General features: G+C 58.6%; 13 protein-coding genes, 1 tRNA gene, 1 pseudogene and 1 other annotated feature. Of the genes and pseudogenes, 2 read left to right on the forward strand and 13 right to left on the reverse strand.

Going from position 1 to position 18,037, the window contains the following annotated elements; genetic code table 11:
• Positions 1-66: 66 nt before the first annotated feature.
• The 3 genes from B0920_RS09915 to B0920_RS09925 form a co-directional block, all read right to left on the reverse strand.
• Positions 67-1,221 (reverse strand): TRAP transporter substrate-binding protein, encoded by a 1,155-nt coding sequence (locus B0920_RS09915; RefSeq protein ID WP_078032340.1) that lies wholly within the window; start codon positions 1,219-1,221, stop codon positions 67-69.
• A 439-nt stretch (positions 1,222-1,660) separates the two neighbouring features.
• Positions 1,661-3,274: a GMC family oxidoreductase gene (locus B0920_RS09920; protein WP_078032341.1), complete on the reverse strand. Its 1,614-nt coding sequence runs from the start codon at positions 3,272-3,274 to the stop codon at positions 1,661-1,663.
• A gap of 174 nt (positions 3,275-3,448) precedes the next feature.
• Positions 3,449-4,234, reverse strand: a complete 786-nt coding sequence (locus B0920_RS09925) for an alpha/beta fold hydrolase (protein ID WP_078032342.1) — start codon at positions 4,232-4,234, stop codon at positions 3,449-3,451.
• Positions 4,235-4,413: 179 nt separating this feature from the next.
• Between B0920_RS09925 and B0920_RS09930 the strand changes: the two genes are divergently transcribed.
• Positions 4,414-4,818 (forward strand): OsmC family protein, encoded by a 405-nt coding sequence (locus B0920_RS09930; protein WP_078032343.1) that lies wholly within the window; start codon positions 4,414-4,416, stop codon positions 4,816-4,818.
• Positions 4,819-4,924: 106 nt separating this feature from the next.
• Here B0920_RS09930 and B0920_RS09935 read toward each other — a convergent pair whose 3' ends face one another.
• Positions 4,925-5,221: a hypothetical protein gene (locus B0920_RS09935; protein ID WP_218669350.1), complete on the reverse strand. Its 297-nt coding sequence runs from the start codon at positions 5,219-5,221 to the stop codon at positions 4,925-4,927.
• Complete coding sequence (locus B0920_RS09940; RefSeq protein WP_078032345.1) at positions 5,211-7,235, reverse strand: phosphotransferase; 2,025 nt, start codon at positions 7,233-7,235, stop codon at positions 5,211-5,213. Before B0920_RS09940 ends, B0920_RS09935 begins: the two co-directional genes overlap by 11 nt.
• Positions 7,236-7,336: 101 nt before the next feature.
• On the opposite strand from B0920_RS09940, the pseudogene B0920_RS09945 reads away from it, so the two are divergent.
• Positions 7,337-8,333, forward strand: a pseudogene (locus B0920_RS09945) (IS3 family transposase).
• Positions 7,477-7,593, forward strand: a sequence feature (AL1L pseudoknot). (Overlaps the previous pseudogene by 117 nt.)
• Positions 8,334-8,682: 349 nt before the next feature.
• Here B0920_RS09945 and B0920_RS09950 read toward each other — a convergent pair.
• The 8 genes from B0920_RS09950 to B0920_RS09980 all read right to left on the reverse strand — a co-directional run bounded on the left by B0920_RS09950 (position 8,683) and on the right by B0920_RS09980 (position 17,879).
• On the reverse strand, positions 8,683-9,180 hold the full coding sequence (locus tag B0920_RS09950) for a hypothetical protein (RefSeq protein WP_078032346.1): 498 nt from the start codon (positions 9,178-9,180) through the stop codon (positions 8,683-8,685).
• A 445-nt stretch (positions 9,181-9,625) separates the two neighbouring features.
• Positions 9,626-11,479: a P-loop NTPase fold protein gene (locus B0920_RS09955; protein WP_078032347.1), complete on the reverse strand. Its 1,854-nt coding sequence runs from the start codon at positions 11,477-11,479 to the stop codon at positions 9,626-9,628.
• A gap of 11 nt (positions 11,480-11,490) precedes the next feature.
• The gene (locus tag B0920_RS25540) at positions 11,491-12,306 is read right to left on the reverse strand and encodes a hypothetical protein (RefSeq protein WP_143745690.1); all 816 of its coding nucleotides are present in this window, start codon (positions 12,304-12,306) and stop codon (positions 11,491-11,493) included.
• Positions 12,307-12,406: 100 nt separating this feature from the next.
• Positions 12,407-12,496: transfer RNA gene (locus B0920_RS09960), tRNA-Ser, on the reverse strand.
• Positions 12,497-12,559: 63 nt separating this feature from the next.
• Positions 12,560-14,602, reverse strand: coding sequence for a bifunctional diguanylate cyclase/phosphodiesterase (locus tag B0920_RS09965; RefSeq protein ID WP_078032348.1), 2,043 nt, complete (start codon positions 14,600-14,602; stop codon positions 12,560-12,562).
• Between the two features lies 1 nt (position 14,603).
• Positions 14,604-15,776 carry an HDOD domain-containing protein gene (locus B0920_RS09970; protein WP_179119136.1) on the reverse strand — a complete coding sequence of 391 codons (1,173 nt, stop codon included), beginning with the start codon at positions 15,774-15,776 and terminating at the stop codon, positions 14,604-14,606.
• Positions 15,777-15,882: 106 nt separating this feature from the next.
• The gene (locus B0920_RS09975) at positions 15,883-16,518 is read right to left on the reverse strand and encodes a response regulator transcription factor (protein ID WP_078032349.1); all 636 of its coding nucleotides are present in this window, start codon (positions 16,516-16,518) and stop codon (positions 15,883-15,885) included.
• Positions 16,515-17,879 carry a cache domain-containing protein gene (locus B0920_RS09980; RefSeq protein ID WP_078032350.1) on the reverse strand — a complete coding sequence of 455 codons (1,365 nt, stop codon included), beginning with the start codon at positions 17,877-17,879 and terminating at the stop codon, positions 16,515-16,517. The genes B0920_RS09975 and B0920_RS09980 overlap by 4 nt, the downstream gene beginning before the upstream one ends.
• Positions 17,880-18,037: the final 158 nt, after the last annotated feature.

Here is an 18,037-nt window from a genome sequence, read left to right on the forward strand (position 1 = left end):
GCTCCAGGTCGTCACAAAAGACCGCCCCGGGGTGAGCGGGGCGGCGTGGTCACTGCATGCGGTCTGTTACGCCTTCTTCGGTGGCGCCTTGCGGCCGAAGTAGTGGTTGTAGGCCATGCGGCGCGGGTTGTTGGTGTCCATGTCCCACTTCACCGCGCGTTCGGCGAAGGCGCGCATGGAGGCCTCGACCTTCTTGAACAGCGGATTGTCGGCGCCCTTCTTGGCCACCACCTGGTCCCAGATCGCCAGCTGCGCCTGCAGCACCGCGTCGGGCGTCTTGTAGAACTTCACGCCCTGCTTGGCCTGGAGCTCGCGGTAGTCCTTGGAATAGCGGTCGACCGCCTTCCAGGACATGTCGGCCGAGGCGGCTTCGACGGCGTTCTCGATGATGGCCTTGATCTGGGGCGGGAGCGCGTTGTACTTGGTCTTGTTGAAGGTGATCTCGAACTGCTCCGAGCTTTGGTGGAAGCTCTGCAGCATGCAGACCTTGGAGACGTCCGGGAAGCCGAGCACGCGGTCGGAGCTGGCGTTGTTGAACTCGGCGCCATCGAGCAGGCCGCGGTCCATGGCCGGCACGATCTCGCCGGCCGGCAGCGCGTTCACGGCGGCGCCCATGGAGGTGAACATGTCGATCGCCAGGCCGTTGGTGCGGAACTTCAGGCCCTTGAGGTCTTCCTGCTTGGTGATGGGCTTCTTGAACCAGCCGAGCGGCTGGGTGGGCATGGGGCCGGTGAGGAAGGACACCACATTGGCGCCGATGCTGTTATAGAGTTCGGCCAGGAGCTCCTTGCCGCCGCCGTACTTGTGCCAGGCCAGGACCTGGTTGGCGTCCATGCCGAAGGCGGGGCCCGAGGTCCAGAGGGCGATGGCGCTTTGCTTGCCGTAGTTGTAGCCCATGACGCCGTGGCCGCCGTCGAGGGTGCCCTTGGAGACCGCGTCCAGCAGGCCGAAGGCCGGGACGACGGCGCCGGCGGGCAGCACCTCGATCTTGAGCTCGCCGCCGGTCATGTCGTTGACCTTTTTGGCGAAGTCCAGTGCGTATTCGTGGAAGATGTCCTTGCTTGGCCAGGTGCTCTGGAAGCGCATCTGCTTCGGCGTTTGCGCCGTCGCGATCATCGGGACCGCGGCGGCCGTTGCGGCGGCTGCGGTGCCCAGAAACTTCCTGCGGGTGCTGACGGTTTGCTGCGACTCCTGCTTCGACTCCTGCATGCCCTTCTTCATCGTATGTCTCCTGTGATTGTTGTAGGTACACGAACGAAATGCTTGGACTGGATCGACAACGCACAAAACTTGGCTTTGAGCCTGGTGCCATTGAGTTAGCCCCCCACCGTCGTTCCCGCGAAGGCGGGAACCCAAGTTGAGTTGCGCAGCCACGCACGCAAACTTGGGTTCCGGCCTTCGCCGGAACGACGGTTTTAAGGCTAGCTCAGTGGCATAGAGCTCTGAACTGGACTCCTTTAACCTGTGATGCCGCGCACCGGGCGCGACTGTTTCCTGCGGGATTACTTACCGTAGGGCTACGAGCATCTTATCCGTTTGTTGCCAACAGAGCCAGTGCTTGTGTTGCTAACGAATCAGCGACTATAGCCCATCGGTAAGTGCTTGATTTTGCTGGATGAATATTTGGCCGACGCGGATATAAGGCGCGCCGGCCGGGACCTTAGATGCGGTACTGGGCCTTGATCTCATCAGCCGCGCGTTCGCCGATCACCACGCACGGCGCCATCGTGTTGCCGGTCGTGATGTGCGGCATGATGGACGCGTCCGCGATGCGCAGATTGCCGATCCCATACACCCGCAGCTTCCCATCCACCACCGACATCGGATCCAGCCCCATCTTGGCGGTGCAGGACTGGTGCCAGTAGGTGACCGCCGCATCGCGCAGGTAGCGCTCCATGCCTTCGCGGTTCAGGTTGCCGGGCATGGACTCGCCCTTCACCAGCCCGCGGTAGGCACTGGCATTGCCCAGCGCGCGGCACATCTCGACGTTGGCGAAGGCCGCCTTCAGGTCGTCCGGATGGGACAGCGTATTGGCCTGGATGATCATGTCGTCGGTCGCATTCGGACCGGACAGCAGCAGCTGGCCGCGGCTCTTGGGGTGGGCCAGGCCGGCGAACATCGTCCAGCCATGCTCGGGCACGCCGCGCGCCGCGTTCTCGGCGCTGGGGACGGGGAACTCCACCTGGCAGTGCAGCATGTCGGGAGCGTCCAGCGACGGGTCGCTCTTCCAGTACAGCGTTGCTTCGGAGCCGCCGTTGCCCACTTCCTGCGGCTCGGCATATTCCCAGATGCAGCCGAAGCTGACGTGGTCCTGGTGGTTCTGGCCGACGCCCGGCAGGAGCTGGCGCACCGGGATGCCGTGGCGCTTGAGTTCCTGCTCCGGGCCGATACCCGACTGCATCAGCAACTTCGGAGTATTCACCGCGCCCAGCGACAGCACCACTTCGCGGGTGCAGCCGAACCACTGCTTGCGGCCGTCCAGCAGGACCTCGACGCCGGTCACGTTCTTGCCTTCAAAGGTCAGCTTGGAGACCAGCGCATGGGTGAGCACCGTCAGGTTGGGCTGGGCCATCTTCGAGTAGGTGTAGGAGCGGAACACCGACAGACGCTTGCCGTCGCGGATGCGCAGGTCGTGCAGGGCCGCGCCACCGTCGCCTTCCATCATCGCGCCGTTCGGGCTGTCGAAGGTGGGGATGCCGAGCGAGCGCGCCGCTTCCAGCATCAGGGTCGCGGTGGGTTTGGGGTCGCTTGCCGGGGCGACGTAGACCGGACCGCCCTGCCCGCGCCGGGTCGGATCTGCCGGGCCGTGCCAGTCTTCGATGCGGCGGTAGATCTCCAACACCGATTCGTAGTTCCAGGCATCGTCGCCGGCGGCGGCGGCGAAGGAATTCCAATCGCTGGCGTGGCCGCGGGCCCAGACCATGACGTTGATGCTCGAGCCGCCGCCCAGCACCTTGCCCATGTTCATGGGGATGGCGCGGCCATTGAGGTGGGCGTTCGGCTCGGCCGTGAAGGCCCAGTCGCGCTCGGTGCCCAGGTTGAGCGGCCACTGGGCCGGTTCGATCACGCTGGCGATCTCGTCGCTGCCGCCGGCTTCCAGCAGCAGCACGCGCACGCCGGGGTTTTCGGCCAGGCGGGCGGCGACCACGGAGCCGGAGGAACCGGCGCCGCACACGATGAAGTCGAAATAGGTCTTGAGGGTGACGAGCTGGGTTGCCTGATTGCGGCGCACCTCGTCGGCGAACTCGCGTTCGTTGGCGTTGGGATGGCTCATGATGTGCTTTCTAAGGTGGGTAAAGGAGCGCCGTCCCAGCGGGACGGCATGCGGGTGCGCCGCACAGGCAATACGAGGGCGCTGCCGGGGCGGCAGACGGGTTCTGTCGGGGGTATGACCCAGGTCCGGCGGCGCCTGCCGTGGCCCGGATCACGAGCCACGGCGGGGAGAGACCTACTTGGTCGCGGCGACCGCGTCGAGGATGACCTTGGCCACGTCGGCCGGACGCGACTGCTGGGGCACGTGGCTGGCCGGCAGTTCAGTGGTGGTGGCCTTGATCTTCTTGGCCATGGCGCGCAGCAGGCCTGGGTCGATCATGCGGTCACGCGAGGCGACGATGAACCAGGACGGCTTGCTGGTCCAGGCGGCGTGGGTCACCTTGTCGGCGAAGGCCTTGGCCTGGATCGGGCCTTGGGTGGCGGTCATGATGGCGGCCTGCTTGGCCGGCACGTCCTGGGCGAAGTCTTCGCGCATCGCGGCTTCGGGCAGGCTCAGGAAACCTTCGGCATCGGCCACGAAGCGCTTGCTGCCGGGAGCGGCCGGGTAGCCTTCGCCGGTTTCGACGGTCGACTTGCCGGCGTCCGGGGCGAAGGCCGCCACGTAGACCAGGCTGGCGACCTTGTCGTGCTGGCCGGCTTCGGTGATCACGGTGCCGCCCCAGGAGTGGCCGACCAGCACCACCTTGCCCGGCTGGGCCGCGATGGCGCGGCGGGTCGCGGCGACGTCGTCGGCCAGCGAGGTCAGCGGGTTTTGCACGGCGGTGACCTGGATGCCCTTGGCTTGCAGCAGCGGGATCACTTTCGACCAGTCGGAGCCGTCGGCGAAGGCGCCGTGGACGATGACGACCGAGGGCTTGGCGTGGTGGGCGTGGGCGGCGTCGGTGGATTGAGCCTGGGCGCCGGTGGCGGCGAAGGCGGCGGCGACGGCGAGCAGGCGGATCGAGGATTTGATGGTGTTCATGGTGGTCTCCCTGTGGGCTGGTTGGTTAGTGAAGCCAGTATAGGGAGGGGGGTATGGGGGCGAAATCGGTTGAACGACCGATACGGGGGCGTATGGTGCCGTCGAAAGCTTGAGGACCTTGGGTTTGAGTTAGGGAATAATGGAGACTCGAATACGCTTGACCTATCAGTGGAGGGGCAATGGAGATCTCGGCTAAGGTTCGCAATTCCTCGGCAACGCATGAGGTGACAGTCAGCACGGCTGGGGTGGTGCGCTCGCTCGACATACCGGCCAAAACGGAGGGCTCGGGCTCCGCAGTGAATGGGGGCGAGTTTCTGATGCTGGCGCTGGCCACTTGCTACTGCAATGACTTGTATCGCGAAGCGAAGCGTATGAACATTGCGATCGACGGTGTCGAGGTGGAGGCTAGCGCATGCTTTGAGGGTGTCGGCTTGGCTGCGAACAATATTCAGTATCGGGCGACAGTGCAGTCGCTCGCATGTGCCTTCGATATTGAACGGCTAATCAGTGAGACGGATGCAGTGGCCGAAGTACATAACACATTGCGTACTGGCGTACAGGTCCTATTGAATCGCCAAAACTAGCCAAGATACCATTCGTCATCGGCAAACAAAGGCCCTGACAGGCTCGTTGGGTCTACTCATCAGGGCGATCATTGCCTCCCCAAATAATCGCGCGGAGCACGGCATCTCAGCGCGCTTGGCCTATTGGCCGATATTTTTCATATTCCGCTTGAAAAAGCTGTGCAGAATCGTCTCGGAATTCCTCGCGTCGGTTAGTTAGCTCGATCAGCTTATCACCGATGCTCTTGTATATGATCTGATGGGCTTGATTCTTCAGCGAAACCTCATCGTACGCATCTATTTGAATCTCCTGGCTGAGCGCCCAATCAATTAAGTTCAGAAGGTCGTCTTTGGAAATCTTATCAAGCGCGGAATACTCGCCGTCTTGTCGCCTAAAATAACCCTGACCATTTTCAATCTTCAATAATCTCATAGTGCCTCTGCCTTTCCAAATAAGTTTTCTGACCAGCCTCGAGCGCATTCAACATCACTGTGTGGGTACTGATTGTTTTCCCGTCCACAGTTGAAAGTACCTTATCGGAAGGGTGCCCTGAATAGATGCGATACACTACGCCTCCGTCGTCCACCACTCGGCTAGCATACAGGACATAATCTGCACCGATTGATGCCCCAACGGTACTATTATGTGTTACGACGACAACTGGCATAAATTGCGAAAGGCTCTTCAAAATCTTATTGACATCGCTGTTTAAGAAAAGATTATCGAATGACGATTCTGGCTCATCAATTAGAAGGATGTCGTAGTCTTTAGCATCCATGATGCTCTGCAAGAGGCGGAACTCGGAGCGTTCGCCACCCGACACAGGGTAGCCATGACTATTCAGAATCTGGTAGTCTATTCTTACGAAAAGTTTGTACAACTCAGAGCGATTGCATCCATCGATTTTAATCAATTCACGCAAATATGCGTAAGCGTCGTCATATCTCTTATAAGCATCACTGAAAGCGAGCTTCGTTCCCGACGCTGCTCTAATCTCCAGCGCCCCAGTAAATGGCATCTTCTTAGCCTCTACCTTAAATCCTTGAATTGACTCCGTAGAAATGGTCGATTCCGCACGAAGATTCTTAGCGATTTCGCGAAACTTATGGACTTTCGATATTGAGATTTTATAGTCATACAGATCAATCTCTTCAATTTGCGTTGCTGATGTCCTAAGCGAAAGCTGCTGCTTTATGTCCTTTAGTAGCTCATTCGCAATCCGCTTTTTCTTACCGTCGAATGCTCTTTGGCGCGCGACATCGATGAGCTCACACATAAGCGCCTGCAGAGCAGCGGGGCTAACATATTTATCAATAACGGAGCGAAACTCAACATTCTCGACAACTTTCCGAACCGCTTCGATCAACTCATGCAAGGTAGCCGCTTCCCCCACATTGAACTCTGCCTCCTTATAAAGGCACACCTTGGAAAAAGCGTCCTGTCTATCGGCCTCAGCTGCGGATGCAAGCAAACTAGTCAAGTATCGATCTAGTCGCCGCTCTAAAGACGACAGATCAATATTTATCATTTCATTTAGAACATTTCTAAATGGACCGAGGTATTCTTCACTAATCAAGCCCCGCTTTTTTTGGAGGTCATTTTGAAATTCCCTTTCATCACCGTAATCATCACGCTGAACCAGCGAGAATTGATCAATATATTTTGAACTTTCAATGTTGTCTCTAATTTTGTTAAGAGTGTACGTCTTCCCCGAAGAACGCTCCCCGAGTAGAATATTTAGGCCAGTTGAAATCTTTTGCCCGTTGAGAAACACCGGCCACAGATTATTTCCATCTCGCTCGGATAACGCCACCTTTTGCTTGTCGGATAGGCATAATCTGATGGCATCAAAAGTAACAGCCCCACAGTCGATGTAGGTATGTCTTGACGGATACTTTGGCTTGTCCGCGCGGATTCTAACATCACTAAACAAGACTGGCGTCGGCCTGGTATCATCCTTTATCGCGCGTATAAACTTCTTCGGACTGTCGACCTCACCAGCAGTTACAAACGGAAGCAATTTTTCTAATGTCGTACCTTGTATAGCAGGATTTTTATCTAGGTGAGGAATAATGATGTAGCGACTTAGGTCGCCAAAGATAGCTTGAAATTGCTCAAATGTAACGCTGTCTCCAATCGCAACAACTTTCTGAGAGATACGATCACATTTTTCTTTAAAACCTTCGATGTCTGAGCCATCCGCAATCACGAGCACGTGTCCTTGCGCCAAGTTGACCTCAATGCCAGGAAAAACCGGAATGCCTAAGGAATGCTTAATTTGTCTAAACTGATCGTCATCAAACACATCGTGGTTTGTCACGGCGACGGCGGCGAGCTTTGCGTCGCTCACGTATCGGACGAATGACTCCAAGCAGAATTCGAACGGTGCATCGCTGATTGTCGCTACGGTATGGATGTGCAAATCAATCTTCTTCACTGCTCCTCCGTCTCTGTTCCTTCGGCATACGATCTTACAGTTAAATTTCGCGCTGGAAAATTCCCACGGCCATAAACTGTTGATTTTCCACCACTGAAACGCTGCGTCGCTGGGTACGCCAGCAGGAGCGTGATACCGGCCAGCGTGCAGGGCCGACCACTGCCGAAGAAGAGCGCATCAAGGCCCTGGAGCGCGAAGTGCGCGAGTTGCGCAAGGCAAACGAGATCCTGCGTTTGGCGAGTGCGTTTTTCGCCCAGGCGGGGCTCGGCCGCCACTTCGAGCCGTAAGGACATTTATCGACCAGTATCGCCATGCCTACGGTGTCGAGCCGATCTGCAAGCTGATGCAGATCGCACCGTCGGGCTACCGGCGTTATGCAGCGCAGCAGCGCAACCCGGCGTTGCGCTGTGCACGAGTCCAGCGTGACGATGTACTGAGCGTCGACATCGAGCGGGTTTGGCAAGCAAACCTGCAGGTCTGCGGCGCCGACAAAGTGTGGCGCCAACTTCGACGTGAGGGAACTGAGGTGGCCCGCTGCACAGTGGGGCGCTTGATGCGCAAGGCCGGCCTGCGTGGCGTCATGCGTGGCAAGGTCGTACGCACGACGGATGCCGATGCGAAGGCACCTTGCCCGCTCGACCGAGTCAACCGCCAGTTCAAAGCACCGCGGCCGAACCAGCTGTGGGTCAGCGATTTCACATACGTCTCGACCTGGCAGGGCTTCGTCTACGTGGCCTTCGTCATCGACATTTTCGCCCGGCGCATCGTCGGCTGGCGCGTCATAGCGACAGGGGCTCGCCATACGTATCCATAAAGTACAGCGAGCGTCTGGCAGAAGCCGGCATCGAGCCGTCTGTGGGCAGCAAAGGCGACAGTTACGACAATGCCCTGGCCGAGACGATCAATGGGCGCTACAAGGCTGAACTGATCCATCGCCGCACTCCCTAAAAAACGCGTGAGGCCGTCGAGCTGGCCACGCTGGAATGGGTATCCTGGTTCAACCACCATCGACTGCTGGAGCCGCTCGGCTATATACCGCCAGCCGAAGCTGAGGCAAACTATTACAAGCAACTGAGCAGTCAAGCCATTCCGGCCTGACTCACACTAACCGGCCTCCGCCAAAGCCGGGGCAATTCAATTAGCGACACATCATTTCCTAAGAGGGCGGGTAGCCTTAGAAAAAAAGGCGTTTGTCCTGATACCCTTCGTTGAACAGCCCGGTACATTTCAAAACCAATCCTTATAGAAAATTGACGGCTATAAGAAATAGTGTTTGTACCCTGTTGCTGTCTTCAATCAAACATCTTCCAGAAGTCGACCTGAACTTGTCCGACAGTTGTCTATAAGGCCCGGAAATTTGAGCAGTACCGGCACGATGACTGCTGGCGCTAATTGTCGATCACCTACCAAACAAATGACGATGCAATGAATGCACTCTGAGGCGCTCTCAACCCTCAGCCTTTGGCTCCATACGTAGGAATGCACGCAGACTCTCATCGCACTCTTTGCACATCTTACGCAGAACAGCGCCTTGCTCATTTAACGATTCGAGCGCGGCTCTTGCCTTGTCCAAATCCGCTGGGGGTTCTCGATGACTTTTCCAAAGATCGCGCATCGCTAGGTACTGGTTGGCCGCGTCAGCAATATCCAGCAAATCTTTAGAAACCCGCTGGGGATAGTAGAACTCGCTAATATTTGCGGCGTCGAAAAACGACCATAAAGCCTCATCAGGCAGGGTGTTGCCTTTCGAGTGCAACTCAAAGTTGAACTTTTGGAGGCTCTTGTAAATCGTCAAGCGCTCGTTGTGCTGAGCGAGATGGTTTGCCAGAGCAGCGCTGTCCGCCGACCTCTCGGAGCTGTTCGCTGAGTTGCTTGCAGAGACGGCAGAAAGAACCGAAACAAGAAGTGCCAGTCCGGCAATCCCATCAGTGAGAGTAAGTTCCATAGTTAAAGATCGCAAGCCTTCGGCTGAGGGTTGAAAGAAGCTGGGCAGTGTAGACGAGTTGCTGTTAAAGCTCTACATCTGCATTGCAGAACCGCGCACGACTGAACCGGCCTGGTTCAATTTGAGTATGCCCCAACTGAACCATTCCAGCCAGTCTAAGGTTAGGCTAGCAAATAAAAATGCACCACTCATACCAGATCGATATTAATAGACCACTTATAATATACCAACCTTAACGGGCGTAGAAAAGACGAAGGCCGCCGGTAAGTACCAGGGGCGCGCAGAGAATATTGAGCGCAACGCTCTGATCCAAAAACACCTCAAAGCGGGCGTGTCCAGTTGGAGCGAAATAATGGCGCTAGTCAGTTGCAGCCGAGGCACTATTGCCAAACAGGCCGCACTCCTCAAAGCGACTACCGACTAGAGCAAACAACTAGTGCTAACTTTATTCAGGTGCGTGATCACCTAGCTTTGCTGCCGCATCCAAAACCTTTTCTCGTAGAGAGTTCAACCAATGGCCAGACATTTTTCCCGATCTTTCACCCGATTTTTCTTTTAGCTGCTCTGCAAGCTTTTCTAGCCATGGCTTTTCCTCTACCAGTTCGGCCCTGAAATGATCGTAGCGGCTCTCCATCGTATAAACAATAGTGCTAAGCGAAGGTGAACTCAAGCCCATCAAGGCATCTACAAACAACTCGACATTTGCATGTGCCAAAACTGGAGTCTGATAATACTTATTACCCTCATGATTGCTAAGCGTTAAATATCGAGCAAACTTCTGAGGATCAGTTTTCAAAACCTCAATTAATTCCTTGGCAATTTTTGGAAGCGACTCTTTTCTCGCCAACTCGACTGCCTCTTTGATATATTGGCTGATCTCCGAAAACTCAGGCAATTCTTTACCATGAAATCCTCGCCCTGCCCAACCGAAGCTGCTAAGAACTTCACCTAGTGGTTCGTTACGAAGCAAATTGTCTCGCTTCCGCATTACATCAATGTTTTTCTTAGCTATAGACACAATTTCTGAAGGTGGAACAGGATAAATGCCAATCGCAGATAATTGAAGAAGCGCCCCAACTATATGCTTAAGATGTCCAACTATTTCATATTCAAAATTCTTGAGTTTCGCTTCAGCCTCTTTAATGACGGAATCCAATTCCTGATCAGATAGTTCGAACGCATCCCACAGGCGCAGCCAGTCGAGTCTGTCCTCTCGCTTCGCGTAATATCTGCTCTCAAGAATAGACTTATTAACCGAGCTAACGGGTATAAGACCACTATCAAGTATTTCCGCCCATACGGATTCTGGCAATACGTTGTCGAGAGCATCAAACATCACATACTTTGTACGCAATGTTGCTAACTTGCTTGCATCGCCTTTGATAGCTGCTTGCATCCAACCACTCATCAAGCCTTCGATTTCCTTTGCATGAAGATTGCCAGCCCTAATCTCAAATGAATAGATTAGAAATGTTCCCAATATGCTCTTGAGCATGTCCTGATTCCGCCTAGCAGGATTGACTACATCTACTAATCTCGCAAAATCTAGTAACGCTTGACGTAGATGACGCAGATTCTGATATTTAGATGCGAGGTAAAGATCCCGGACGAACTGGTGGTTCGACTCAACACAAGTTCGTGCATCAGCCTGGGAGATCTCAAGAAGAAACTCGCTAAGTGCTGAGTCTAAGTCCGGCTCAATTTCAAACGTCTTACCTATAAGTTTTTCCCTGATTCGGAAATAGTTCGCATGCTGCTGAGGGTTCGCCTGCTCGCGCTCAACTATTTCATCTTCGTTTGCCACTACCAAAACTTTATATCCGTGATGCTCAACAAAGTAGTTGATGTAACCAAGGATCTCCGGAATTTTGATATCGCAACGCTCAAGGTCATCAAATACTAAAACAAGACCAGCAGGGTTATCTAAATATTCAGATATATTAATGTCTGGAATACCAACCGTGGCAGTGCCATCATCTCTACCATCCTGATCAAGGTCAATTTTAAGAGTAGTCTTAAGAGCGCCTTTCAAAATACGACCAGTTAGTCGCATGCCTTTCGATGTCAGGATCGGATGAAGTTGCCTAAAGAACTCATCTTCAATTTCCTTTTTACTGCTGACACCGTTCAGGCTGACGTAAAGTGATTTACGCGTATCCCCAAGCGCTGCAATATTTTTCTTTATGAAAAAAGTCTTGCCTGTGCCCCAGCGACCCTTGAGCATGACCGCATATTGTGGCGCCGTAGGAAGTTCAAAGTAATACGTGAGAAAACTAGCGATTTGAGAATTCTTTGTCATCTTCCTTCCGGTCAAGGCGATAATAATGGCGATACCTGCGAATTCTTAGATAAGTTCTCGAGGTTGTTATTAAGCTCAAGGCCAATCTCGACTACCAACTTACTTAACCTCTCAAATTCCGGTTTGAGCAGATCCGATAACGACACTTGCGGATAATTTTTTACCCCGTTCTCCGTAAGCTTTTCAAAAGCAGCGATGTGGAACTCATGCAATTCTTCTCTAGCACCCGTCTGGTCCTCATTCAGTATAGATCGGATTACCGTGCGGTGCTTACTGAGATTCGATAGAGCAGAGAGATGTTCGTAATCCGGACCGCTGCTTACACGAAGAAGCAACTCTACTATCCGCTCGCAACCAGACATCTTCATGGCCACACCGATAACTCTTTGGATATTGACGTTTCGATCTGACAGCGCATAGGGGGACAAATTCATGCCATATCCGAAGTAGACGCTACTCGCCAATATATCCGGTATTGCATGTATTGCTTGAACACACGCCGTAACGTGCGCCCCTGCTGCAACCATGAGTCGCTCAAACATTAGCCTTGTTCGGTCATCTTCATCGGCCAGTGCCCATAGCAGCCCATCCTTTAAATACCTACGCTGAAAAGCTTTAAGTAGGCGGCTCGTCTCACGATAGTGGTACTTGGCGAAGTGCTGCCTATCTACGATTGATCGCAGACAAGGTTTCACCAGGGCACTCTGACCTAAACCAAACACTGTTTCGACAAGAGTAGCGGTTCTCAACAGATCCCAAGGAGGCAACCGCTCTAACTCTGGCTGCCCTATGAACTGTTTACCACTTTGGTCTGTAATGTGACTCATCAGTGATTGCTAGTAAGAACCGCACCGCCATGGGTACGATGGTGGTTAAGTGTGATCGCAATAAAAAAAGCCCTTTTTATCAAGGGCTTATTCTAGATACTGGCGGAAGCGGTGAGATTCGAACTCACGAACGGGTTCCCCCGTCGGCAGTTTTCAAGACTGCTGCCTTCAACCACTCGGCCACGCTTCCTTTGAGGAACCGGCATTATACATAATTCATCTGCACCGGCCACCCTCTTCTCGTCCACGCAGCCTAGCTCAGCAGCAGCCAGTTGTCCCGCAAGCTCCGCTCGAAGTCATACGCCGGCAAGGGCTTGCTGTACAGGTAGCCCTGCACCTCGTCGCAGCCCGAGTCGCGGAGGAAGTCGAGCTGATCTACTGTCTCCACCCCTTCCGCGATCACGCGCAAACCAAGCTGCCGCGCCATGCTGATGATGGTCCCCGCAATCGCGCAATCGCTCTGATCTCCCGGGATCCCGGTGGTGAACGAGCGGTCGATCTTCAGGGTATGGATCGGGAAGCGCTTCAGGTACGACAGGCTCGAATACCCCGTCCCGAAGTCGTCCAGCGACAGCGCCACCCCCAGGGCGGTGAGCCGGTCCATGATCCCGGTCACCCGCTCGAAGTCATGCATCAGCGTGCTCTCGGTGATCTCCAGCTCCAGCCAGGACGGATCGAGCGCATACCGCGCCAGCGTATCCGCCACCCGCGCCGGCAGCGACTGCGTAAACTCCCGCGCTGACACGTTCACGGCCAGCCTGAATGGCGGCAAGCCCGCCCTCTGCCACACCGCCGCCTGCGCGCAGGCCTGCTCCAGCACCCACTCCCCCACCTGCACGATCAAGCCCGTGCTCTCGGCCAGCGGAATGAATTCGCCAGGCGGCACCAGCCCGCGCTGCGGATGCACCCAGCGCACCAGCGCCTCCGCGCCGACGATGCGCCCGCTGCCGATCTCGAACTTCGGCTGGTAGTACAGAATCAGTTCCCCGTTACCGAGCGCATGCCGCAGCCCGGTCTCGATACGCATGCGTTCCTGCATGCCCTGGTTCATGTCGTCGCTGTAGAAGGCCACGCTGCGGTCCGGATTCGCCTCGCCCTTCTTGGCCCGCTCCATCGCGATGTCGGCAAGTCCAAGCAGGGTCTCGGCATCGTTGCCGTTCTGCGGATACACGCTGATGCCGATGCTGGCGCCCACGCGCAGCTCCTGCCCACCGATGTAGAACGGCGCATCCAGCACCGCCTGCAGCTTCTGCGCCACCGTGGTCGCCTCGAAGTGCTGGCGGATGTCGAACAGCCCCACCGCGAACTCGTCGCCCGACAGCCGCGCCACCACGTCCTCGTCGCGCAGGGTGTCCCGGAAGCGCTGGGCCACCTGCCGCAGCAGTTCGTCGCCGATGCGCCGCCCCAGGGTGTCGTTGATGCGCTTGAAGCGGTTCAGGTCGAGGAAGAGCACGCAGCCCAGGGCCTCGTTGCGCTGCGCGACCATTAGGGCCTGGTCGACCAGCCGCCCGAACAGGGTGCGGTTGGGCAGCCCGGTCAGCGCGTCGTAATACGCCAGGTGATGCAGCCTTTCCTCGGCCTGCTTGCGTTCGGTGATGTCGGTCAGGTAGGCGATCAGCCCGATCGGCCGCTCGGCCAGGTCGCGCAGCGGCGACAGCGACAGGCTGGCCCAGAACACTTCGCCCGATTTCTTCCGGCGCCGCACTTCCATCATGCGCCCGCCCTGCTCCGCGAACACGTCGTGGAAGCCTTCTTCCTCGTCGGCGTAGAGGAACAGGATGTTGCGTCCGATCGCTTCCAGCGCCGAATACCCGAACAGCTCTTCCGCCCCACGGTTCCAGCTGGTGATGTAGCCCATCTGGTCCATGGTCAGCACCGACTCGTGGATCTGGTCCAGGATCTGCGACTGGTGCGCCAGCTGCAGTTCCATCTGCGCATAGGCATGGGTCGAGCGCTGGGCCAGGGCCTGCATCTGCATCAGGTGCGCGGTCAGCTTGGCGATGGCTTCGATCTGCCGATAGTCGCCGTCGCAGTAGTCGCGGCCGGACACCTCGTAATAGCCGAACTGCTCGGTGCCCGCGCTGACCGCGTGGCGCAGCGCATTGCCATAGTTGCCGCCCGCCTGTCCCGGCTCGACGCCGCCGGGGCCGGCGACGAAACGCCCCACGGGGCTGCTCAGCAGGTCGCGGATAATGCGCCCCAGTTCCTGGGTCAGCGCCTCGCCGCGCAGGCGGATCACGGCATCGCACACGGCGGTCGTACCGCCGACAAAGTCAACCGATACAACCTCGTGCATATCAGACATTCCGGGCCACCTGGATCGCCCAGTGATACGCGTGGAGCTGGCTGCTCCACCAGGCCCCGCCGTCCAGGCCCGCCGCTTGCAGGTCGTCGTCGGTGGGGTCGATTTCCGTCAGCCGCAGCCAGCCGCCCAGGGTGCCGGAGCGCTGCAACAGCGCCCCGGACACGTGGTCCGGCAGGCACAGGTCGGTCACGATCTCGCCCATCGGCATGCGCAGCAGCCGGTCGAGCAGCGAGAACACGCCGGTCATGAAGGCCAGGTCCTGGGCATCGCGGTCGCCGCCCCCGGCCTTGCACAGGGCTTCGAGCTGGGCGCCGCGACGCGCCGCCAGCGGCAGCAGCAAATTCGGCGGGCCGTCCGGCTGCTGGCGCGCGTACAGCAGCAATTGCAGCCAGCGCTGCAACTGGCGCCGGCCCAGCAGGTTGATGGCCTGGTTGAAGCTGGTGATCTGGGTGCTGACCGCGAAGGCCGCCGAATTCACCAGCTTGAGCAAGTGGTAGGACAGCGTGGGGTCCTGCTTGAGCTGCATCTCCAGCTCGCGCGAATCGGCGTCGCGCGCCAGCAGGCCCAGTAAAGTCAGCAGGCGGCGGCGCGAGCTGCCGTCGTCGCCCGGCGAGGGAGCCGCGTCGGGGTCGTACGGATAGTCGCCGGCGAACCAGTCGAAGCCGGCGTTCTCGCACTGCGAGAAGCGCAGTGCCGAGCCGACGCCGCGCGCCAGATGGGGGCCGAACAGGGCCGCCAGGCGGCCCGGCGCCGGCGCGTCCTGGCTGCAGTCGCGCGCCACCGAACGCAGCGATGCCGGGGCCTTCACGCCTTCGGGCGCCTCGCCGTCGAGCCAGACGCGGTAGCCGTACTCGTGCAGCTCGGCCAGGCGGCGCGCCGCGCCGTCCTGGCCCAGGGCGGCGGCCGGGACCACGAAACCGATGCGGTTGGCCGGCAGCAGGGCCAGCACCGGCGGCGTCAAGGCGGCCGGGCTGGCTATCATCAACAGGCCATCCAGCGGGGCGATCGCGGCCAGCAAATCGGGTGTGCCGAACAGCGCTTGCAGGCGCGCCGGCAAGTCGGCGCCGGGCTGCAGCCGCAGGCACAGCGCCACCCACTCGTTCTGCGCATTGGCGACCGGGTCGATAGCAACCAGCGGAATTGATACAGTGTCCAGCGCAGCCATGGAAATGTTTCTAATCAGTTATTCATTCAATCTTATTGCAGCGATTGATATAAAGCAACCCAAGTGTTCCCCTGCGGATACGGAATCGGTATGTATTTGGTATGTATTACGAATTTTCTTCAAATCCGGCCCGCTGGACGGCGAAACGGATGAGTTCCGCCTGCCCTTCGATGCCGAGTTTGCGCTTGATGTTGAGGCGGTGGGTCTCCACCGTGCGCACCGACAGGTCGAGCTCGCGCGCGATCTGCTTGTTCGATTGCCCGGCCGCGATGTGGCGCAGCACTTCCTGCTCGCGCGAGGTGAGCTGGTTGTCGGCCGCCTGCGGGCTGGCCAGCTGGCGCGCCAGCGCGGCGCTGTAGTAGATGCCGCCGCCCATCACGGTCTCGATGGCCAGCACGATGTCCTTGCCCGGCGCGTCCTTGAGCACATAACCGCGCGCGCCGGCCTGCATGGCCTGGCTCACGTACTCGGGCTTGTCGTGCATGGACAGGAACAGCACCGCGATGCCGGGGTAGCGCTCGGTCAGCCAGCGGGTGGCCTCGATGCCGCTGCCGCCGCGCATGTTCACGTCCATCAGCACCAGGTCGGGCTGGCAGCGGCCTGCCTGTTCCATGGCTTCCTGGGCCGAACCGGCCTCGCCCACCACGCGCAGGTGGGGCGAGGCTTCGAGTCGCGCGCGCAGCCCGTCGCGCACCAGCGGGTGGTCGTCCACCAGCAGGATTTTCACCAGATCGGCGCTCATGCCCCCTCCTCCAGGTCGATGCTGGCCAGCACCCGGGTGCCGGCCGCCGAGGAAGCGATCGCCAGCCTGCCGCCGATCGCCTCCATCCTTTCCATCATGTTGCGCAGGCCGATGCCGCGCTGCGGATGCACCGCCACGCTGTCGGCGTCGAAGCCGGTGCCGTCGTCTGCGATCTCCAGGCTCAAGGCGCGGCCGCGGCGCAGCAGCGCCATCTCGATGCGGCTGGCGCCGGCGTGGCGTTCGGCGTTGGTCAACGCCTCCTGGGCCACCCGGAACAGCACCGTGCCCACCATCTCGGGCAGGCCGTCGAGCTGGCCCTCGGCGCGGAAATGCACCGGGGTGCCGGCATGCTCGCCGAACTCGCTGGCCAGGTGGTCGAGCGCGGGCGCCAGGCCCAGGTCGTCGAGCAGGGTCGGACGCAGGTCGTGCGAGATGCGGCGCACCTCGCCCAGCACCGATTTCACCTGCTCGACGGTGCGCTCCAGCCCCACCTTGGCCTGCTGGCGCTGAAGCTCGTCGCCGCCCAGGCGGATGATGCCCGCCTCCAGTTGCAGCTTGACCGAGACCAGGGCCTGGCTGATCCCGTCGTGCAGGTCGCGCGACAGGCGCGCCCGCTCCTCTTCCTGCGATTCCACCACGCGCTGGGCCAGGGCCTTGAGCTTGGCGTCGGCCACCCGGTGTTCGCTGATGTTCAGGGCCAGGCCGCCGCTGGCCACCGTCAGCGCGGCCAGGATCGCGAAGCCGGCGATCCACAGCAGGGTCTCCTCGATGTTGCGCGACTGCTGGACGTCGATCTGGGCCAGGGCCGCCTCGACGTCGTCGAGGTAGATGCCGGTGCCCATCATCCAGTTCCAGTTCGCGATCGGCACCACGTAGCCGAGCTTGGGCGCCGGCTGTCTGGTGGAAGGCTTGACCCAGCGGTAGCGCTGCAGCCCGCCGCCCTCCGCCGCGCGTGCGATCAGGTGCTGAATGGTGGGCTGGCCCTGGTCGTCGCGCCAGTTCCACATGCTGGTGCCCACCAGCTCCGGCTGGCGCGGGTGCATGATGTTCTTGCCCTGCATGTCGTAGACGAAGAAGTAGCCGTCGTCGCCATAGTTGAGGTTGGCCAGGATGCGGGTCGCTTCCTCCAGGGTGGCCGGGTCGCTGCGCCCGGAGCGCACCAGGTGGTCGATCGACTGGGTGGCCAGCGCCACGTAATGGCGCAGCTCGGCCTCCTTGCTGGCCAGGTAGGCGCGCTGGATGGTGGCGCGCTGCTGCTGCGCCAGGGTCACCCCCTGCTGGCGCACGTAGAGCGCGATCGCGCACAGCGCCACGATCAGCGGCGCGATCGCCAGCACGATCACTTTCTGTCTCAGCCGCATATGTCGCCCACCTTCGCCGCTCACCTTCGGAAATTGCATGTGCGCATTCTACGTCCGCCAGCCGCATCCCGCCTACGCAGTAGTACGTAGTACCTCCGTAATCATGCGCTTGCGGGCCTACCAATAGTGCAAGATACTCGGCGGATGCAGTGATATAA

Origin of the sequence: Massilia sp. KIM (genome assembly GCF_002007115.1) — a bacterium.
Lineage (GTDB): Bacteria > Pseudomonadota > Gammaproteobacteria > Burkholderiales > Burkholderiaceae_D > Telluria.